The sequence below is a fragment of the Klebsiella sp. CN_Kp066 genome (genome assembly GCF_040065135.1).
Lineage (GTDB): Bacteria > Pseudomonadota > Gammaproteobacteria > Enterobacterales > Enterobacteriaceae > Klebsiella > Klebsiella oxytoca.
Genome location: NZ_JBEAIU010000032.1, coordinates 66,035 through 80,705 on the forward strand (window position 1 = coordinate 66,035; position 14,671 = coordinate 80,705).

The following is a 14,671-nucleotide window of genomic DNA, read 5'->3' on the forward strand; positions in this document are numbered from 1 at the left end:
CTCGCGCCTCCTTCACTCTTGCGGTTATCCGATATCAGCCTCCTGTTTAAGTTTTTCAGGAGCTAACAACACAATGCGTTCACCATCGGTATCAATAATTTGTAGCGCTTTCAGATCATGCAAAATACGGTTAATACTGCGGGTCGTCGCCGCAAATTCCTGGCTGAGATTCTGCTTATCCAGCAAGATTTCATTGGCGCCATCCTGCTGATAACGCAGCCATAGGGCCTGGCACACCCGCTGATGCAACGAATAAAGATTGTCGCTGCTGGCCTTTTTCGACAGCTGGTAATATTGCTGGCTAAAGAAGCGCAGCATCCGCTGGTTAAAATGGTTATCTAACGCCAGCCAGCGGCAGAAATATTCCTGTGACAGGCTGAGAAGCTGCACATGTCCCACCGCCGCCACCGAGCAGATGTACTGACGCGACTCAAAGATCTCGAGCTCGCCCACCATATCGCCTTTTCGGTAGCGGGCCTGGCGATAGCGGCGCCCATCTTCAGCCTCGTAGAAAACATCCACCTCACCGGCGATAATCAGCGAAAAGCGCTGACACACCTCCCCCTGTCGACAGATAAAATCGCCGCGCGGGATCTCTTCGAAGCGCCAGCGCTGCATGATCTCGAGGGGACAATATTTTAGTAATTCATAGAGCTGTGGATCGCTCACGATCTCACTCAGCCCCGAAAGCCAGCCAACTGAAAATTCAGGTTTTTTCATTGTATCCATGTTATCTCGCTCCAGGACTATAAGGACAGGACGGCTGTCCCTGACCAGAGGGAATACGCCGGATAAAAGTGTTGCTCATCTCCCGCTTCCGTTTATCAGGCGAGACATCTGTCCCGCGATGGCGAAGAGTATAGGTCCACGGCTAAAGCGGGTGGTAAAGTAACGGGATATCTTTGCGACTGAGAACACCATAATGGCAAAAAGCGCAGCAGCCCTGCACATCCTGGTTAAAGAAGAGAAACTGGCGCACGAGATCCTCGCCAAACTGGAACGTGGCGTCAGCTTCGATCACCTGGCAAAGCGCTATTCGAAATGTCCATCAGGACGCAACGGCGGCGATCTTGGGGAGTTTAATCAAGGCGTTATGGTCGGGCCGTTTGATAAAGCGGTCTTCAGCTGCCCGCTGCTCAAGCCATATGGACCGGTCAAAACCAAGTTCGGCTACCACATCATTAAGGTGCTCTATCGCCGCTAGCCCATGCTACTATTGCGCCCTGATTTATCCCCCATTCACTCAAGGTACGATCATGGCAAAAACGGCAGCAGCACTGCATATCCTGGTTAAAGAAGAGAAGCTGGCACTGGATCTTCTGGAGCAAATTAAAAACGGCGCCGATTTCGGCAAACTGGCGAAGAAGCACTCGATCTGCCCGTCAGGCAAACGCGGCGGCGATTTAGGTGAATTCCGCCAGGGTCAGATGGTGCCGGCGTTTGATAAAGTCGTCTTCTCCTGCCCGGAGCTGGAGCCAACCGGCCCGCTGCACACTCAGTTTGGTTATCACATCATCAAGGTGCTGTACCGCAAATAAAAAAACCGGTGTCTTATTTGCACCGGTTTTTTATCTCACAGCTTTCCCCTAAGGATTTCAGCTTGCAGGAAGGCGGCAAGTGAGTACAGCCCCAGTCACATAGATAACTATGTGACTGGGGTGTACGAACGCAGCCAACGCATCTGCAAGTTGAAAGGCGACGGGGAATTAGCCCGCTACCGCAATACGTTTCATATCGGTCATATAGCCGCGCAGTTTCTTACCAACCTGCTCGATAGCGTGGCTGCGAATAGCTTCGTTCACGTCGCGCAGCTGAGCGTTATCTACCGCGCCTTCGGCAATCGCTTTGCCCAGGTCGCCGGTCTGCAGGGTAGTCATGAACTCTTTCAGCAGCGGTACGCAAGCGTAAGAGAACAGGTAGTTACCGTATTCTGCGGTATCGGAGATAACCACGTTCATTTCGTACAGGCGCTTACGGGCGATGGTGTTGGCGATCAGCGGCAGCTCGTGCAGCGATTCATAGTAAGCTGACTCTTCGATGATGCCGGAATCGACCATGGTTTCGAACGCCAGCTCAACGCCTGCTTTCACCATCGCGATCATCAGAACGCCTTTATCGAAGTACTCCTGCTCGCCGATTTTACCTTCAAACTGCGGCGCGGTTTCGAACGCGGTTTTACCGGTCTCTTCACGCCAGGTCAGCAGTTTTTTATCGTCGTTGGCCCAGTCAGCCATCATACCGGAGGAGAATTCACCGGAGATGATGTCATCCATATGTTTCTGGAACAGCGGCGCCATAATTTCTTTCAGCTGTTCGGACAGCGCGTAAGCACGCAGCTTAGCCGGATTAGACAGGCGATCCATCATCAGGGTGATACCGCCCTGCTTCAGCGCTTCGGTGATGGTTTCCCAGCCGAACTGAATCAGTTTCTCAGCGTATGCCGGGTCGGTACCTTCTTCCACCAGCTTGTCGAAGCACAGCAGAGAGCCAGCCTGCAGCATACCGCACAGAATGGTCTGTTCGCCCATCAGGTCGGATTTCACTTCCGCCACGAAGGAAGACTCAAGAACGCCCGCACGGTGACCGCCGGTGGCCGCAGCCCAGGCTTTAGCGATGGCCATGCCTTCGCCTTTCGGATCGTTTTCCGGGTGAACCGCGATCAGAGTCGGTACGCCAAAACCACGTTTGTACTCTTCGCGCACTTCGGTACCCGGACACTTCGGCGCTACCATCACAACGGTGATATCCTTACGGATCTGCTCACCCACTTCCACGATGTTGAAACCGTGAGAGTAGCCCAGCGCCGCGCCGTCTTTCATCAGCGGCTGAACGGAACGCACAACGTCAGAGTGCTGCTTGTCCGGCGTCAGGTTAACCACCAGGTCAGCCTGCGGGATCAGCTCTTCGTAGGTACCCACTTTGAAGCCGTTTTCGGTCGCTTTACGCCACGATGCGCGCTTCTCGGCGATCGCTTCTTTACGCAGCGCATAGGAGATATCGAGACCGGAGTCACGCATGTTCAGGCCCTGGTTCAGACCCTGAGCGCCACAGCCGACGATGACCACTTTTTTACCCTGAAGGTAGCTTGCGCCATCGGCGAATTCGTCGCGACCCATAAAGCGACATTTGCCCAACTGCGCCAGCTGCTGGCGCAGGTTCAGTGTATTAAAGTAGTTAGCCATGATGATACCTCGTGATGTTGTGTGTCTTATTTTGTTCGGTTCGCGGTTCAGCGAGAATGTACCCACATTACAACAGGAAATTTATTGCGGAAATTGATATATTCACAACGTCACGTTGCAATTTCTGCAATGTAAAATCGTGGAGTGCCGCCGGTGGATTTACGCGATCTAAAAACCTTCCTGCATCTGGCGGAAAGCCGCCATTTTGGCCGCAGCGCGCGGGCAATGCACGTCAGCCCTTCCACACTGTCCCGGCAAATTCAGCGCCTGGAAGAAGACCTCGGGCAGCCGCTGTTTGTCCGCGATAACCGCACGGTGACGCTTACCGAAGCGGGAGAAGAGCTACGAACGTTTGCCCAGCAGACGCTGCTGCAGTATCAGCAGCTGCGCCACACTATCGATCAGCAAGGGCCGTCGCTGTCGGGCGAGCTACATATCTTCTGCTCGGTAACCGCCGCCTACAGCCACCTGCCTCCCATACTCGATCGCTTTCGCGCCGAGCACCCTTCGGTGGAAATTAAGCTCACCACCGGCGATGCCGCCGATGCGATGGAGAAAGTGGTGACGGGTGAAGCCGATCTGGCAATAGCCGGTAAGCCAGAAACGCTTCCCGGCGCGGTGGCCTTCGCAATGCTGGAAAATCTGGCGGTGGTGCTAATCGCCCCGGCGCTGCCTTGTCCGGTTCGCAACCAGGTCTCGGTGGAGAAGCCTGACTGGGCAACGGTACCCTTTATCATGGCCGACCAGGGCCCCGTGCGCCGCCGCATTGAGCTGTGGTTTCGTCGCCATAAAATCAGTAATCCATCAATTTACGCGACGGTGGGCGGACATGAAGCCATGGTATCCATGGTGGCGCTCGGCTGCGGCGTCGCGCTGCTGCCGGAAGTGGTGCTGGAAAATAGCCCGGAGCCGGTGCGCAATCGCGTAATGATTCTGGAGCGTAGCGACGAAAAAACCCCTTTTGAACTGGGCGTCTGCGCGCCCAAAAAGCGACTGCATGAACCGCTGATTAATGCGTTCTGGGAAATCGTTCAAACAAAATAAGGAGATAACATGCGTTCAGGGACGTTGCTATTAACCATAGCCATGGTGTTATGTTGTACCGTCCAGGCAAAACCGAAGGGCATTACCGTGCTGGATATCAAACATCTGGCGCTTCAGCAATGCCTGGTGGCGAATTACAAAGCCCGAACGCCTGAAGGCGCGCGATCGGCCCCGTCGCAGGATGCGTCATTTATGATTGAGAGATACGCCCTGGATAATGCCGGCGTGTGGAAGGCATTTCAGACGTTCGTCGCCAAAGAGACGAAAGATTTTGATCGGCTAACGATGTCATTACACCCTGACCATGCTCAGACTGCCAATAACGTGCTGGCGCAATGCATGAACTTTTATGAATCGGACAAGCTGGATAAGTATGTACGTGGGACGGTGATGAAGTAACCCATGCTGCCATTTATGTCATTCTGACAGATGACCGGAAGAGGCGGTTTCTTCCGGTCATCATAATAACTACCCCGCCAGGAAGAACCGGAACGCCGGGTTATGGGTTTCATCGTGGCAGTCGTAGCCCAGCTCATGCAGGCGGGTTTCAAAATCAGGCTCGTGATCGCCCAGTTCGAATGCCGCCAGCACGCGGCCATAATCGGTACCGTGACTGCGGTAGTGGAACAGTGAAATATTCCAGTGGGTACCCAGCGTATGCAGGAACTTCAGCAGGGCGCCGGGCGATTCCGGAAACTCGAAGCTGAACAAACGTTCCTGCAACGGCTGCGAAGGTCGCCCGCCGACCATGTAGCGTACGTGTAGCTTGGCCATTTCGTCGTCGGAGAGATCCACCACGCTGTAGCCCCCTTCATGCAGCAGATTGAGGATCTCTTTCCGCTCTTCCAGACCGCGACTCAGGCGCACACCGACAAAAATGCAGGCATTCTTTGCATCGGCGAAGCGGTAGTTAAACTCGGTCACCGACCGGCCACCCAGCAGCTGGCAGAACTTGAGGAAGCTGCCCTTCTCTTCAGGAATGGTGACTGCCAGCAGCGCTTCACGTTGTTCTCCCAGTTCGCAGCGTTCGGAAACGTAGCGCAGACCGTGGAAGTTGACGTTCGCACCGGAAAGCACGTGCGCCAGGCGTTCGCCGCGAATATTATGCTGAGCGATATATTTTTTCATTCCCGCCAGCGCCAGCGCGCCGGAAGGTTCTGCTACCGCACGCACGTCTTCAAACAGGTCTTTCATCGCCGCGCAGATGGCATCGCTATCAACGGTGACGATGTCGTCGAGATACTCCTGACAGAGACGGAAAGTCTCATCACCGATACGTTTAACCGCCACGCCTTCGGCAAATAGCCCCACGCGGGGTAAATCAACCGGATGGCCCGCATCGAGGGCGGCTTTCAGACAGGCAGAATCCTCAGCTTCAACCGCAATGACCTTAATCTGCGGCATGAGCTGTTTGATCAGCACCGCCACGCCCGCCGCGAGACCTCCGCCGCCAACCGGTACGAATACGCGGTCGATATGGGCATCCTGCTGCAGCAGCTCCAGCGCCAGCGTCCCCTGCCCGGCAATCACCATCGGATGGTCGAAAGGCGGTACCCAGGTGAATCCCTGCTGCTGCGCCAGCTCAATAGCTTTGGCTTTGGCTTCATCGAAGTTCGCGCCGTGCAGCAGCACTTCACCACCGAAGCCGCGCACCGCATCGACCTTGATATCCGCGGTGGCGGTTGGCATGACGATTAGCGCCTTCACGCCCAGGCGAGAGGCGGAGAAAGCCACGCCCTGCGCATGATTACCCGCCGAAGCGGTGATCACGCCGTGCGATTTTTGCTCTTCCGTCAGCCCGGCCATCATCGCGTACGCCCCACGCAGCTTAAAGCTGTGCACCGGCTGACGATCTTCACGCTTCACCAGCACAACGTTATCGAGGCGCGACGAGAGCTTTTCCATTTTTTGCAGCGGCGTAATCTGCGCGGCTTCGTATACCGGCGCGCGCAGTACGGCTCTGAGGTATTCCGCCCCCTCAGGGGCGGCGGACAGGGGTTGCGACTCGGCCATCATTAACCCCCAAGTTTCGATTTATCGCGCACCGCGCCTTTGTCGGCGCTGGTTGCCAGGCTGGCGTAGGCGCGAAGGGCAAAGGAAACCTGACGCTCGCGATCTTTCGGCGTCCAGGCTTTATCACCGCGTGCTTCCTGAGCTTCACGGCGCGCCGCGATCTCAGCATCGCTCAGCTGCAGCTGAATACTGCGATTTGGGATATCAATGGCGATCATATCGCCATCTTCAATGATCGCGATATTGCCGCCGCTGGCGGCTTCCGGAGAAACGTGACCGATGGAGAGGCCTGAAGTACCGCCGGAGAAGCGACCGTCGGTTATCAGCGCGCAGGCTTTACCCAGCCCCATGGATTTCAGGAAGGTGGTCGGATAGAGCATTTCCTGCATTCCCGGTCCGCCTTTCGGACCTTCATAGCGAATAACTACCACATCACCCGCAACCACTTTACCACCGAGGATGGCATCCACGGCCGCGTCCTGGCTTTCGTATACCTTAGCCGGGCCGGTGAATTTCAGGATGCTATCGTCTACGCCGGCAGTTTTCACGATGCAGCCATTTTCGGCAAAGTTGCCGTACAGAACGGCCAGACCGCCGTCCTTGCTATAAGCGTGTTCCAGCGAGCGGATACAGCCTTCTGCGCGATCGTCATCCAGGCTGTCCCAGCGGCAATCCTGAGAGAAAGCCTGCGTCGTGCGGATACCCGCAGGCCCGGCGCGGAACATCTTTTTAACCGCTTCATCCTGCGTGACGGTGATATCGTACTGCTCCAGCGTCTGCGGCAGGGTCAAACCGAGCACGTTCTTCACATCGCGGTTCAGCAGTCCGGCACGATCCAGCTCGCCTAAAATACCCAATACGCCGCCCGCGCGGTGCACGTCTTCCATATGATATTTCTGCGTACTTGGCGCCACCTTACACAGCTGCGGTACTTTGCGTGAAAGCTTATCGATATCGCTCATGGTGAAGTCGATTTCCGCCTCCTGCGCTGCCGCCAGCAGATGCAGGACGGTATTGGTGGAACCGCCCATGGCGATATCCAGCGTCATGGCGTTTTCAAACGCCGCTTTGCTGGCGATATTACGCGGCAGCGCAGAAGCGTCGTCCTGCTCGTAGTAACGCTTAGTCAGCTCGACGATACGCGAACCCGCATTGAGGAACAGCTGTTTACGATCGGCGTGAGTCGCCAGCAGCGAGCCGTTACCCGGCTGCGACAGGCCCAGCGCTTCGGTCAGGCAGTTCATGGAGTTGGCGGTGAACATCCCGGAACAGGAACCGCAGGTCGGGCAAGCGGAACGTTCAACCTGATTACTCTGATCGTCAGAGACTTTCGGGTCAGCGCCCTGAATCATCGCATCGACCAGGTCGAGTTTAATGATTTGATCGGACAGTTTGGTTTTCCCGGCTTCCATAGGGCCGCCGGAAACAAAAATTACCGGAATATTCAGGCGCAGAGACGCCATTAACATCCCGGGAGTGATTTTATCGCAGTTGGAGATACAGACCATCGCATCAGCACAGTGGGCGTTAACCATGTACTCCACCGAGTCAGCGATCAGTTCGCGGGATGGCAGTGAATAAAGCATACCCCCGTGCCCCATCGCGATCCCGTCATCCACCGCAATGGTGTTGAATTCTTTAGCGACGCCGCCAGCGGCTTCAATTTGCTCAGCAACCAGCTTGCCGAGATCGCGCAGGTGAACGTGCCCCGGCACGAACTGGGTGAAAGAGTTCACCACGGCGATAATCGGTTTACCGAAATCATCGTCGGTCATTCCAGTGGCGCGCCACAGCGCGCGGGCACCCGCCATATTACGGCCGTGAGTGGTTGTGGCGGAACGGTACTTAGGCATGCTTTAGTTACTCCCAGTGTCTGTTAAATGGGGCGTTGCGTGCCGCCCCATCTTTTTATACTTAGTTATTAACCTGATCCAACCAGCCCCATTTATCCTCGGTTTCACCGGTGAAGAGGCCAAAGAATGCTTGCTGAATGCGTTTGGTGACCGGGCCGCAGCGACCTTCGCCCACCTGAATACCATCAACGCTGCGCACCGGCGTAATCTCTGCAGCCGTGCCGGACATAAATACTTCGTCGGCCAGATACAGCGACTCGCGAGACAATACCTGTTCGCGCACTTCCAGACCCAGCTCTTTCGCCAGTTTGATGATCGCGTCGCGGGTGATGCCCGGCAGCGCGGAGGAGGTGAACGGCGGGGTAAACAGCACGCCATCCTTCACTTCAAACAGGTTTTCACCGGCGCCTTCAGAGATATAGCCGTTCACGTCCAGCGCGATACCTTCCTGATAGCCATGACGACGCGCTTCGCTGCCGACCAGCAGCGAAGAAAGATAGTTACCGCCGGCTTTGGCCGCGGTCGGAATGGTGTTCGGCGCTGCGCGATTCCAGGAAGAAACCATCGCATCGATCCCCTGATCCAGAGCTTCGGCACCCAAGTAGGCGCCCCACGGGAACGCCGCGATGATCACGTCAGTGTTATAGCCCGGAGGCGGGTTGACGCCCATGCCCACGTCGCCGACAAAAACTAACGGGCGAATATAGGCGCTGGTCAGATTGTTTTTACGAATGACTTCACGGCAGGCTTCCATCAGCTCATCAACGCTTTGGGAAACCGGGAAACGGTAAATTTTGGCTGAGTCATGCAGACGCTGCATATGTTCACGGTGACGGAACACAACCGGCCCCTTGTGAGAGTCGTAGCAACGGATGCCTTCAAATACGGAAGTCCCGTAGTGCAGCGCATGGGACATCACGTGAACTTTCGCCTCTCCCCACGGAACCATCTCGCCATTGAACCAAATGTAATCAGCTTTTTTCGTCGTCATTATTCTTCCTTTGCGCTCAGGCGCGAATTTGTTGTGATGTAGGTTGCTGGATCTCGACGCAGGCGACGTCCACCAGTTTGCTTAATTGACTAAACAGTAATTCGACGGGCCGCTGGCTGGCAACGGTCAGTTCGATATTAATATTCCGGGCATCGGCGGCGGTTTCCATATTCATCGCGCAAATCTGGAACCCGCGATGACGCACGACGCGCAGCACGCGTTCTAAGGTTTCTGGATTAAAGCGAGCCTGCAAGGCGACCTGATGTTGCATCATGATAATTTCTCCAGCATTTCTGCATTACTGGCACCGGGCGGCACCAACGGCCAGACGTTCTCAAGTTCGTCGATTGAGACATGAAGCAGGTAAGGCCCCTGGCTCGAAAGCATGGTGTCGAGTGCCGCTTCAACCTGGTCTTTACGGGTGATGTGTTGACCAGGAATGCCGAAGGCGCTGGCCAGAGTAAGAAAATCGGGATTATCGGTAAGGGTGGTTTCGCTATAACGTTCCTGGAAAAACAGCTGCTGCCATTGTCGAACCATTCCTAAACGCTGGTTATCCAGTAACACTATCTTCAGCGGCAACTGCTTGCGTTTTACGGTGCCCAGCTCCTGCACGTTCATCATGAAGGAGCCGTCACCGGAGATACAGATTACCGTATCATCAGGACGGGCCACCTGCGCGCCCACTGCTGCCGGCAGGCCAAAGCCCATGGTCCCTAATCCACTGGAAGTGATGAAATTCTCCGGACGCGTATAGGTCATATGCTGCGCTGACCACATCTGATGCTGGCCCACATCGGTGGTCACGACGCAATCTGCTGGTTTGCGCTCGGAAAGCTGCTTCAGCAGCAATGGAGCATAGATGGCCTCGCCCGGATGATCGTAGCGCCACGCGTGCTCGGCGCGCAGCTGAGCATTACGTTGACGCCAGGCGTCGATGGACAGCGGCTGTTGCAACGCCGGCAGCATCACGTTCAAGTCGCCAGTCAGGCCAATATGCGCCTGACGGAGCTTGTTCAGTTCTGCCGGATCGATATCCATATGGATAACTTTGGCGTGCGGGGCGAACGTATTCAGCTTGCCGGTCACGCGATCGTCAAAGCGAGCGCCTACGGCAATCAACAGATCGCACTCCTGCACCGCCAGATTGGCCGCTTTAGTTCCATGCATCCCCAGCATGCCCAGATAGTATGGATAATCAGCTGCCACCACGCCCAGCCCTTTCAGGGTAGACGTTGCCGGCATCTGCGTGACGGCAAGAAATTCACGCAGCGCCGGTACCGCCTGCGCCATACCCACGCCGCCGCCAACGTAGAGCATCGGCTTCTGCGCCTGAGTCAACATCTGCAAAGCGTATTCGATATCCGCATATGGGAAGTCAACGTCATCGGCTACCATGGAGAAATGCGGATCGAGATCGCCCTGAGCCAGCTGGATGTCTTTGGGGATATCGACCAGTACCGGGCCGGGGCGCCCTGAGTTTGCCACATGGAATGCTTCGGCAATGACGCGCGGCAGCTCTTCCAGCGACTGCACCAGAAAACTATGCTTAGTGCATGCCAGCGATAAACCGAGAACATCCACTTCCTGGAATGCATCAGTACCAATGAACGGAGCGGCAACCTGGCCGGTGATGGCAACGACGGGAACGGAATCCAACAGCGCGTCGGCGAGGCCGGTAATCAGGTTGGTTGCGCCCGGTCCTGACGTCGCAATACATACGCCGGTTTTGCCAGTAGCCCGGGCATAGCCGATAGCCGCCATGGCTGCGCCTTGTTCATGCCGGCACAGTAAGTGTTCCACGCCGCCGTCATACAATGCATCGTAAACCGGCATAATTGCGCCACCCGGATAGCCAAAAACAGTATCGACACCCTGTGCTCGCAAAGCATGTACCACCCACCGCGCCCCATTCATAGTTACTTCCCCGTCGTAGATCGAGAGAAACAGAATTTTATGCTGCCAACCATCATCTGCTCCTCTTTTCTGTTTTTAAGTTATAAAAAAACCCCCGGACCTTTCGGTGCGGGGGTCTTAGTTCGTTAAGGCTTGTTTTTTAAGCCTTTCCTCGTCCAAGTGCAGCCCCGCACGGTGGGATAATAATCACCACCACGCTAATCACGACCAGGCTAATCACTCGTAGAAGGGCTGTCATTTTATGTTCTTTCTGGCTTCATGTTCGAAGGAATACCTAAAGAGGTACCACAGACATCGCATTAAATACAAGATTTTTTTATGACCCTATTTCTTACCTTGCTAACCATTTACGAAAAAACAATTGTTTTTAATAGGAAAAACAGGAAATGAAAATATTTCAATTTGTGGCGAGCGCCACAGCTTTTTCTCGCATCGCTGGCTGATAACAATGTTTTGCGAGTCTGTATCCGCAACGAGTGCAAAGCGGCAATTCACGGAAAATTGGCTGGAAGCGAACGCCTGGAATTTAAAATTGCTGAATTACCCGACAAAAAATCCCCGACATAATGCCAGCTCTCAGGAGGTTTTATGTCACTCGCCATTGTTTACACCCGCGCCGCTCTTGGGATCGGCGCCCCCCTTATCACAGTTGAAGTTCATATCAGCAACGGACTCCCTGGCCTGACGATGGTAGGGTTGCCTGAAACAACGGTCAGAGAAGCGCGTGACCGGGTACGTAGTGCGATTATCAACAGCGGCTACGCCTGGCCGGCGAAAAAAATCACCATCAATCTGGCGCCAGCCGATTTGCCAAAAGAAGGGGGAAGATATGATTTACCTATCGCTCTCGCGCTTCTGGTGGCCTCTGAGCAGCTAAATGCTCCCAGGCTAAATCAATACGAGTTTGTCGGCGAGCTGGCGCTTACAGGCGCTCTACGTGGCGTTCCTGGGGCTATATCCAGCGCGATGGAGGCGATAAGAGCGGGCAGAAAGATTATTGTCTCTCATGAGAATTCTCCTGAGGTGGGTTTAATCGGCGGCAGTGACTGTCTTATCGCCGCCCATCTTCAGGAGGTCTGCGCCTTTCTGGAGGGAAAAAACCCGCTAAATCATCCCATTCCGGAAGCGGAGAGCTCAGATGAGTCTTCATTAGACTTGCGCGAGGTTATTGGTCAGCAGCAAGGAAAGCGAGCGCTGGAAATTATCGCTGCAGGCGGACATAACCTGCTGATGATAGGCCCACCCGGCACAGGGAAAACGATGCTTGCGAGTCGGCTGCCTGGGCTACTACCGCCGCTGAGTAACCAGGAAGCGCTGGAAAGCGCGGCAATACTTAGCCTGGTCAATTCCAGTTATGCGATGAAAAACTGGCGCCGCAGGCCATTTCGAGCTCCGCATCATAGCGCGTCCCTGGCTGCGATGGTGGGTGGCGGCTCTATTCCAACACCGGGAGAGATCTCTCTCGCTCATAATGGCGTGCTGTTCCTGGATGAGCTGCCCGAATTTGAACGCAGGGTTCTGGATGCATTAAGAGAACCGATTGAATCCGGGGTAATCCATATCTCCCGCACGCGCGCGAAAATCGATTATCCCGCCCGTTTTCAGCTTATTGCAGCAATGAATCCCAGCCCCACGGGCCACTATCAGGGTCAGCATAATCGCGCATCTCCAGAACAGACGCTACGCTACCTGGCCCGTTTATCTGGCCCATTTCTTGACCGTTTCGATCTCTCACTGGAAATTCCTCTGCCGCCGCCGGGGGTGCTTAGCCGGGGAACAAACGAAGAAGAGAGCAGCGCCTGCGTACGCCAACGCGTTTTGGCTGCGCACGAAAGGCAACTGTCACGACAGAAAAAACTCAATGCAAATCTGGGGAATAATGAGATGAAAATCTGGTGCCAGCTTCATCAAGATGACGCAATCTGGCTGGAGCAGACGCTTACGCAACTGGGGCTCTCAATCCGGGCCTGGCAGCGCCTGCTTAAAGTTTCACGCACGATTGCCGATATTGAGAAGGTCGATCGTATTGAACGCCGTCATTTGCAGGAGGCTCTTGGCTATCGGGCAATAGACAGAATGTTGAGCCATCTGCAAAAAATGATGACGTAAAAAAAGGGCTTACGCCCTTTTTCTTAATCATCGCTTTCCGTGTAATCTTCCGTGCCTTCCACCTGCGGCTTGCCGCCGGAAAGAGTATGGAAACGCTTCGGACGCTTAATGCGCGCCATGTACTTGATCCAGACGCGTTCTGCTTCCGTTGCGGGCTCACGTTCACCACGGCAGACCGAAACAAACTGTTTTTCATCGTCGGTGACAGGCTCGCGTTTACCTAGTTCGAGTTCATTAAAGGCATAACCATGACGTTCCAGCAGTTGCGCCTCTTTGATGGTGAAATCTCCATGACGGGAAAACCCGCGCGGATAATTTTTATTGTCGAAAAAACGATTAGTTGTCGTAAAGCTTTCCGCCATCCTACACGCTCCTGATTCTTTGGCCGAGCTATTTATGGCGCGGAGTATTAGTTACGCTTGACAGAGCGTCAAACAAAACATTTAAATCATCACGACAAATAATTTTGCGGAGAAGAGTGTGGATACGGAATTGCTCAAGACTTTCCTCGAGGTGAGCAGAACTCGCCACTTTGGCCGAGCCGCAGAGGCGCTTTATCTGACGCAGTCAGCAGTTAGCTTTCGTATTCGTCAGCTGGAGAACCAGCTGGGGGTGAATCTTTTTACCCGCCATCGCAATAATATCCGCCTGACTTCAGCCGGAGAGAAACTGCTGCCTTATGCCGAAACCCTGATGAACACCTGGCAAGCTGCGCGCAAGGAGGTCGCAAATGCCTCCCGGCATAACGAATTTTCAATCGGAGCCAGCGCTTCGCTATGGGAATGCCTGCTTAACGAGTGGTTAGGAAAGCTCTATACAGAGCCCTATAACCTACAATTTGAGGCGCGAATCGCGCAGAGGCAATCGTTGGTCAAACAGCTGCACGAACGTCAGCTTGATCTACTGATCACGACAGAATCGCCGAAGATGGATGAACTAAGCAGCCAGTTGCTGGGTAATTTTACCTTAGCGCTTTATTGCGCCTCGCCGGCTAAAAATACAAATGAATTGAATTATTTGCGCCTGGAATGGGGTCCTGACTTTCAACAAAATGAAGCGGGATTGATCGGAAATGATGATATTCCTCTCCTGACCACCAGTTCTGCCGAATTAGCGTATCAGCAGCTCAGCGCGCTTAACGGCTGCACGTGGTTGCCTGTGCTCTGGGCGCAGGAAAAAAATAACCTGCATACTGTCACTGACAGCGTGACGCTTTCAAGGCCTCTTTATGCGATTTGGCTACAGAACAGCGATAAGCAAGCGCAAATCCGTGAGATCCTGAAGCACAGCATATTAGGATAGGATGACTCCTCCAGGGACGGAGGATGAACGAAGGGAAATTTAAAGCAAAAAAAATCCTTTGCCTGAGCAAAGGATTATTATATGGCAGGGGCGGAGAGACTCGAACTCGCGACACCCGGTTTTGGAGACCGGTGCTCTACCAACTGAGCTACGCCCCTAAAGTTTCTTATCATTAAGCCTGCTTAATCAGCAGGCTTAATTTTTTTAATAAGTGGCGGAACGGACGGGACTCGAACCCGCGACCCCCTGCGTGACAGGCA

At 54.5% G+C, this 14,671-nt stretch carries 15 protein-coding genes and 1 tRNA gene; 6 read left to right on the top strand and 10 right to left on the bottom strand.

Features of this window, described 5'->3' with window-relative positions; genetic code table 11:
- Positions 1 to 24: 24 nt before the first annotated feature.
- Positions 25 to 729 (bottom strand): Crp/Fnr family transcriptional regulator, encoded by a 705-nt coding sequence (locus ABLV75_RS11330; RefSeq protein WP_004107618.1) that lies wholly within the window; start codon positions 727 to 729, stop codon positions 25 to 27.
- A 193-nt stretch (positions 730 to 922) separates the two neighbouring features.
- On the opposite strand from ABLV75_RS11330, the gene ppiC (ABLV75_RS11335) reads away from it, so the two are divergent.
- Together ppiC (ABLV75_RS11335) and ppiC (ABLV75_RS11340) are read left to right on the top strand one after the other, a co-directional pair.
- Entirely contained in the window at positions 923 to 1,204 is a 282-nt protein-coding gene (ppiC, locus tag ABLV75_RS11335) for a peptidylprolyl isomerase PpiC (protein WP_016808199.1), read from the top strand.
- Between the two features lie 52 nt (positions 1,205 to 1,256).
- Positions 1,257 to 1,538, top strand: coding sequence for a peptidylprolyl isomerase PpiC (ppiC, locus tag ABLV75_RS11340; RefSeq protein WP_004107616.1), 282 nt, complete (start codon positions 1,257 to 1,259; stop codon positions 1,536 to 1,538).
- Positions 1,539 to 1,706: 168 nt separating this feature from the next.
- Here the strand turns inward: ppiC (ABLV75_RS11340) and ilvC are convergent, their stop codons facing one another.
- Positions 1,707 to 3,182, bottom strand: coding sequence for a ketol-acid reductoisomerase (gene ilvC / locus ABLV75_RS11345; protein ID WP_003018001.1), 1,476 nt, complete (start codon positions 3,180 to 3,182; stop codon positions 1,707 to 1,709).
- Between the two features lie 153 nt (positions 3,183 to 3,335).
- Between ilvC and ilvY the strand changes: the two genes are divergently transcribed.
- Both ilvY and ABLV75_RS11355 read left to right on the top strand, forming a co-directional pair.
- Positions 3,336 to 4,226: an HTH-type transcriptional activator IlvY gene (gene ilvY / locus ABLV75_RS11350; RefSeq protein WP_004107613.1), complete on the top strand. Its 891-nt coding sequence runs from the start codon at positions 3,336 to 3,338 to the stop codon at positions 4,224 to 4,226.
- 9 nt (positions 4,227 to 4,235) lie between these two features.
- Entirely contained in the window at positions 4,236 to 4,625 is a 390-nt protein-coding gene (locus ABLV75_RS11355; protein WP_004107609.1) for a hypothetical protein, read from the top strand.
- Positions 4,626 to 4,694: 69 nt separating this feature from the next.
- Here the strand turns inward: ABLV75_RS11355 and ilvA are convergent, their stop codons facing one another.
- The 6 genes from ilvA to ilvL all read right to left on the bottom strand — a co-directional run bounded on the left by ilvA (position 4,695) and on the right by ilvL (position 11,238).
- Positions 4,695 to 6,239: a threonine ammonia-lyase, biosynthetic gene (ilvA, locus tag ABLV75_RS11360; protein ID WP_024274874.1), complete on the bottom strand. Its 1,545-nt coding sequence runs from the start codon at positions 6,237 to 6,239 to the stop codon at positions 4,695 to 4,697.
- Positions 6,240 to 6,241: 2 nt separating this feature from the next.
- Positions 6,242 to 8,092: a dihydroxy-acid dehydratase gene (ilvD, locus tag ABLV75_RS11365; RefSeq protein ID WP_023329094.1), complete on the bottom strand. Its 1,851-nt coding sequence runs from the start codon at positions 8,090 to 8,092 to the stop codon at positions 6,242 to 6,244.
- A 61-nt stretch (positions 8,093 to 8,153) separates the two neighbouring features.
- Positions 8,154 to 9,083 carry a branched-chain-amino-acid transaminase gene (gene ilvE, locus ABLV75_RS11370; RefSeq protein WP_004107600.1) on the bottom strand — a complete coding sequence of 310 codons (930 nt, stop codon included), beginning with the start codon at positions 9,081 to 9,083 and terminating at the stop codon, positions 8,154 to 8,156.
- 16 nt (positions 9,084 to 9,099) lie between these two features.
- Positions 9,100 to 9,357, bottom strand: coding sequence for an acetolactate synthase 2 small subunit (ilvM, locus tag ABLV75_RS11375; RefSeq protein ID WP_004107599.1), 258 nt, complete (start codon positions 9,355 to 9,357; stop codon positions 9,100 to 9,102).
- A complete protein-coding gene (gene ilvG / locus ABLV75_RS11380; protein ID WP_004107597.1) occupies positions 9,354 to 11,000 on the bottom strand; it encodes an acetolactate synthase 2 catalytic subunit in 1,647 nt (548 codons plus the stop codon). The genes ilvM and ilvG overlap by 4 nt, the downstream gene beginning before the upstream one ends.
- Positions 11,001 to 11,139: 139 nt before the next feature.
- The gene (gene ilvL / locus ABLV75_RS11385) at positions 11,140 to 11,238 is read right to left on the bottom strand and encodes an ilv operon leader peptide (RefSeq protein WP_001311244.1); all 99 of its coding nucleotides are present in this window, start codon (positions 11,236 to 11,238) and stop codon (positions 11,140 to 11,142) included.
- A 350-nt stretch (positions 11,239 to 11,588) separates the two neighbouring features.
- On the opposite strand from ilvL, the gene ABLV75_RS11390 reads away from it, so the two are divergent.
- The gene (locus ABLV75_RS11390; protein ID WP_024274872.1) at positions 11,589 to 13,109 is read left to right on the top strand and encodes a YifB family Mg chelatase-like AAA ATPase; all 1,521 of its coding nucleotides are present in this window, start codon (positions 11,589 to 11,591) and stop codon (positions 13,107 to 13,109) included.
- A 23-nt stretch (positions 13,110 to 13,132) separates the two neighbouring features.
- Here ABLV75_RS11390 and ABLV75_RS11395 read toward each other — a convergent pair whose 3' ends face one another.
- Entirely contained in the window at positions 13,133 to 13,471 is a 339-nt protein-coding gene (locus ABLV75_RS11395; protein WP_004097464.1) for a DUF413 domain-containing protein, read from the bottom strand.
- Between the two features lie 118 nt (positions 13,472 to 13,589).
- Here ABLV75_RS11395 and hdfR point away from each other — a divergent pair, with 118 nt between their 5' ends.
- Complete coding sequence (hdfR, locus tag ABLV75_RS11400) at positions 13,590 to 14,411, top strand: HTH-type transcriptional regulator HdfR (protein WP_004107593.1); 822 nt, start codon at positions 13,590 to 13,592, stop codon at positions 14,409 to 14,411.
- An 82-nt stretch (positions 14,412 to 14,493) separates the two neighbouring features.
- Here hdfR and ABLV75_RS11405 read toward each other — a convergent pair.
- Positions 14,494 to 14,569: transfer RNA gene (locus ABLV75_RS11405), tRNA-Trp, on the bottom strand.
- Positions 14,570 to 14,671: the final 102 nt, after the last annotated feature.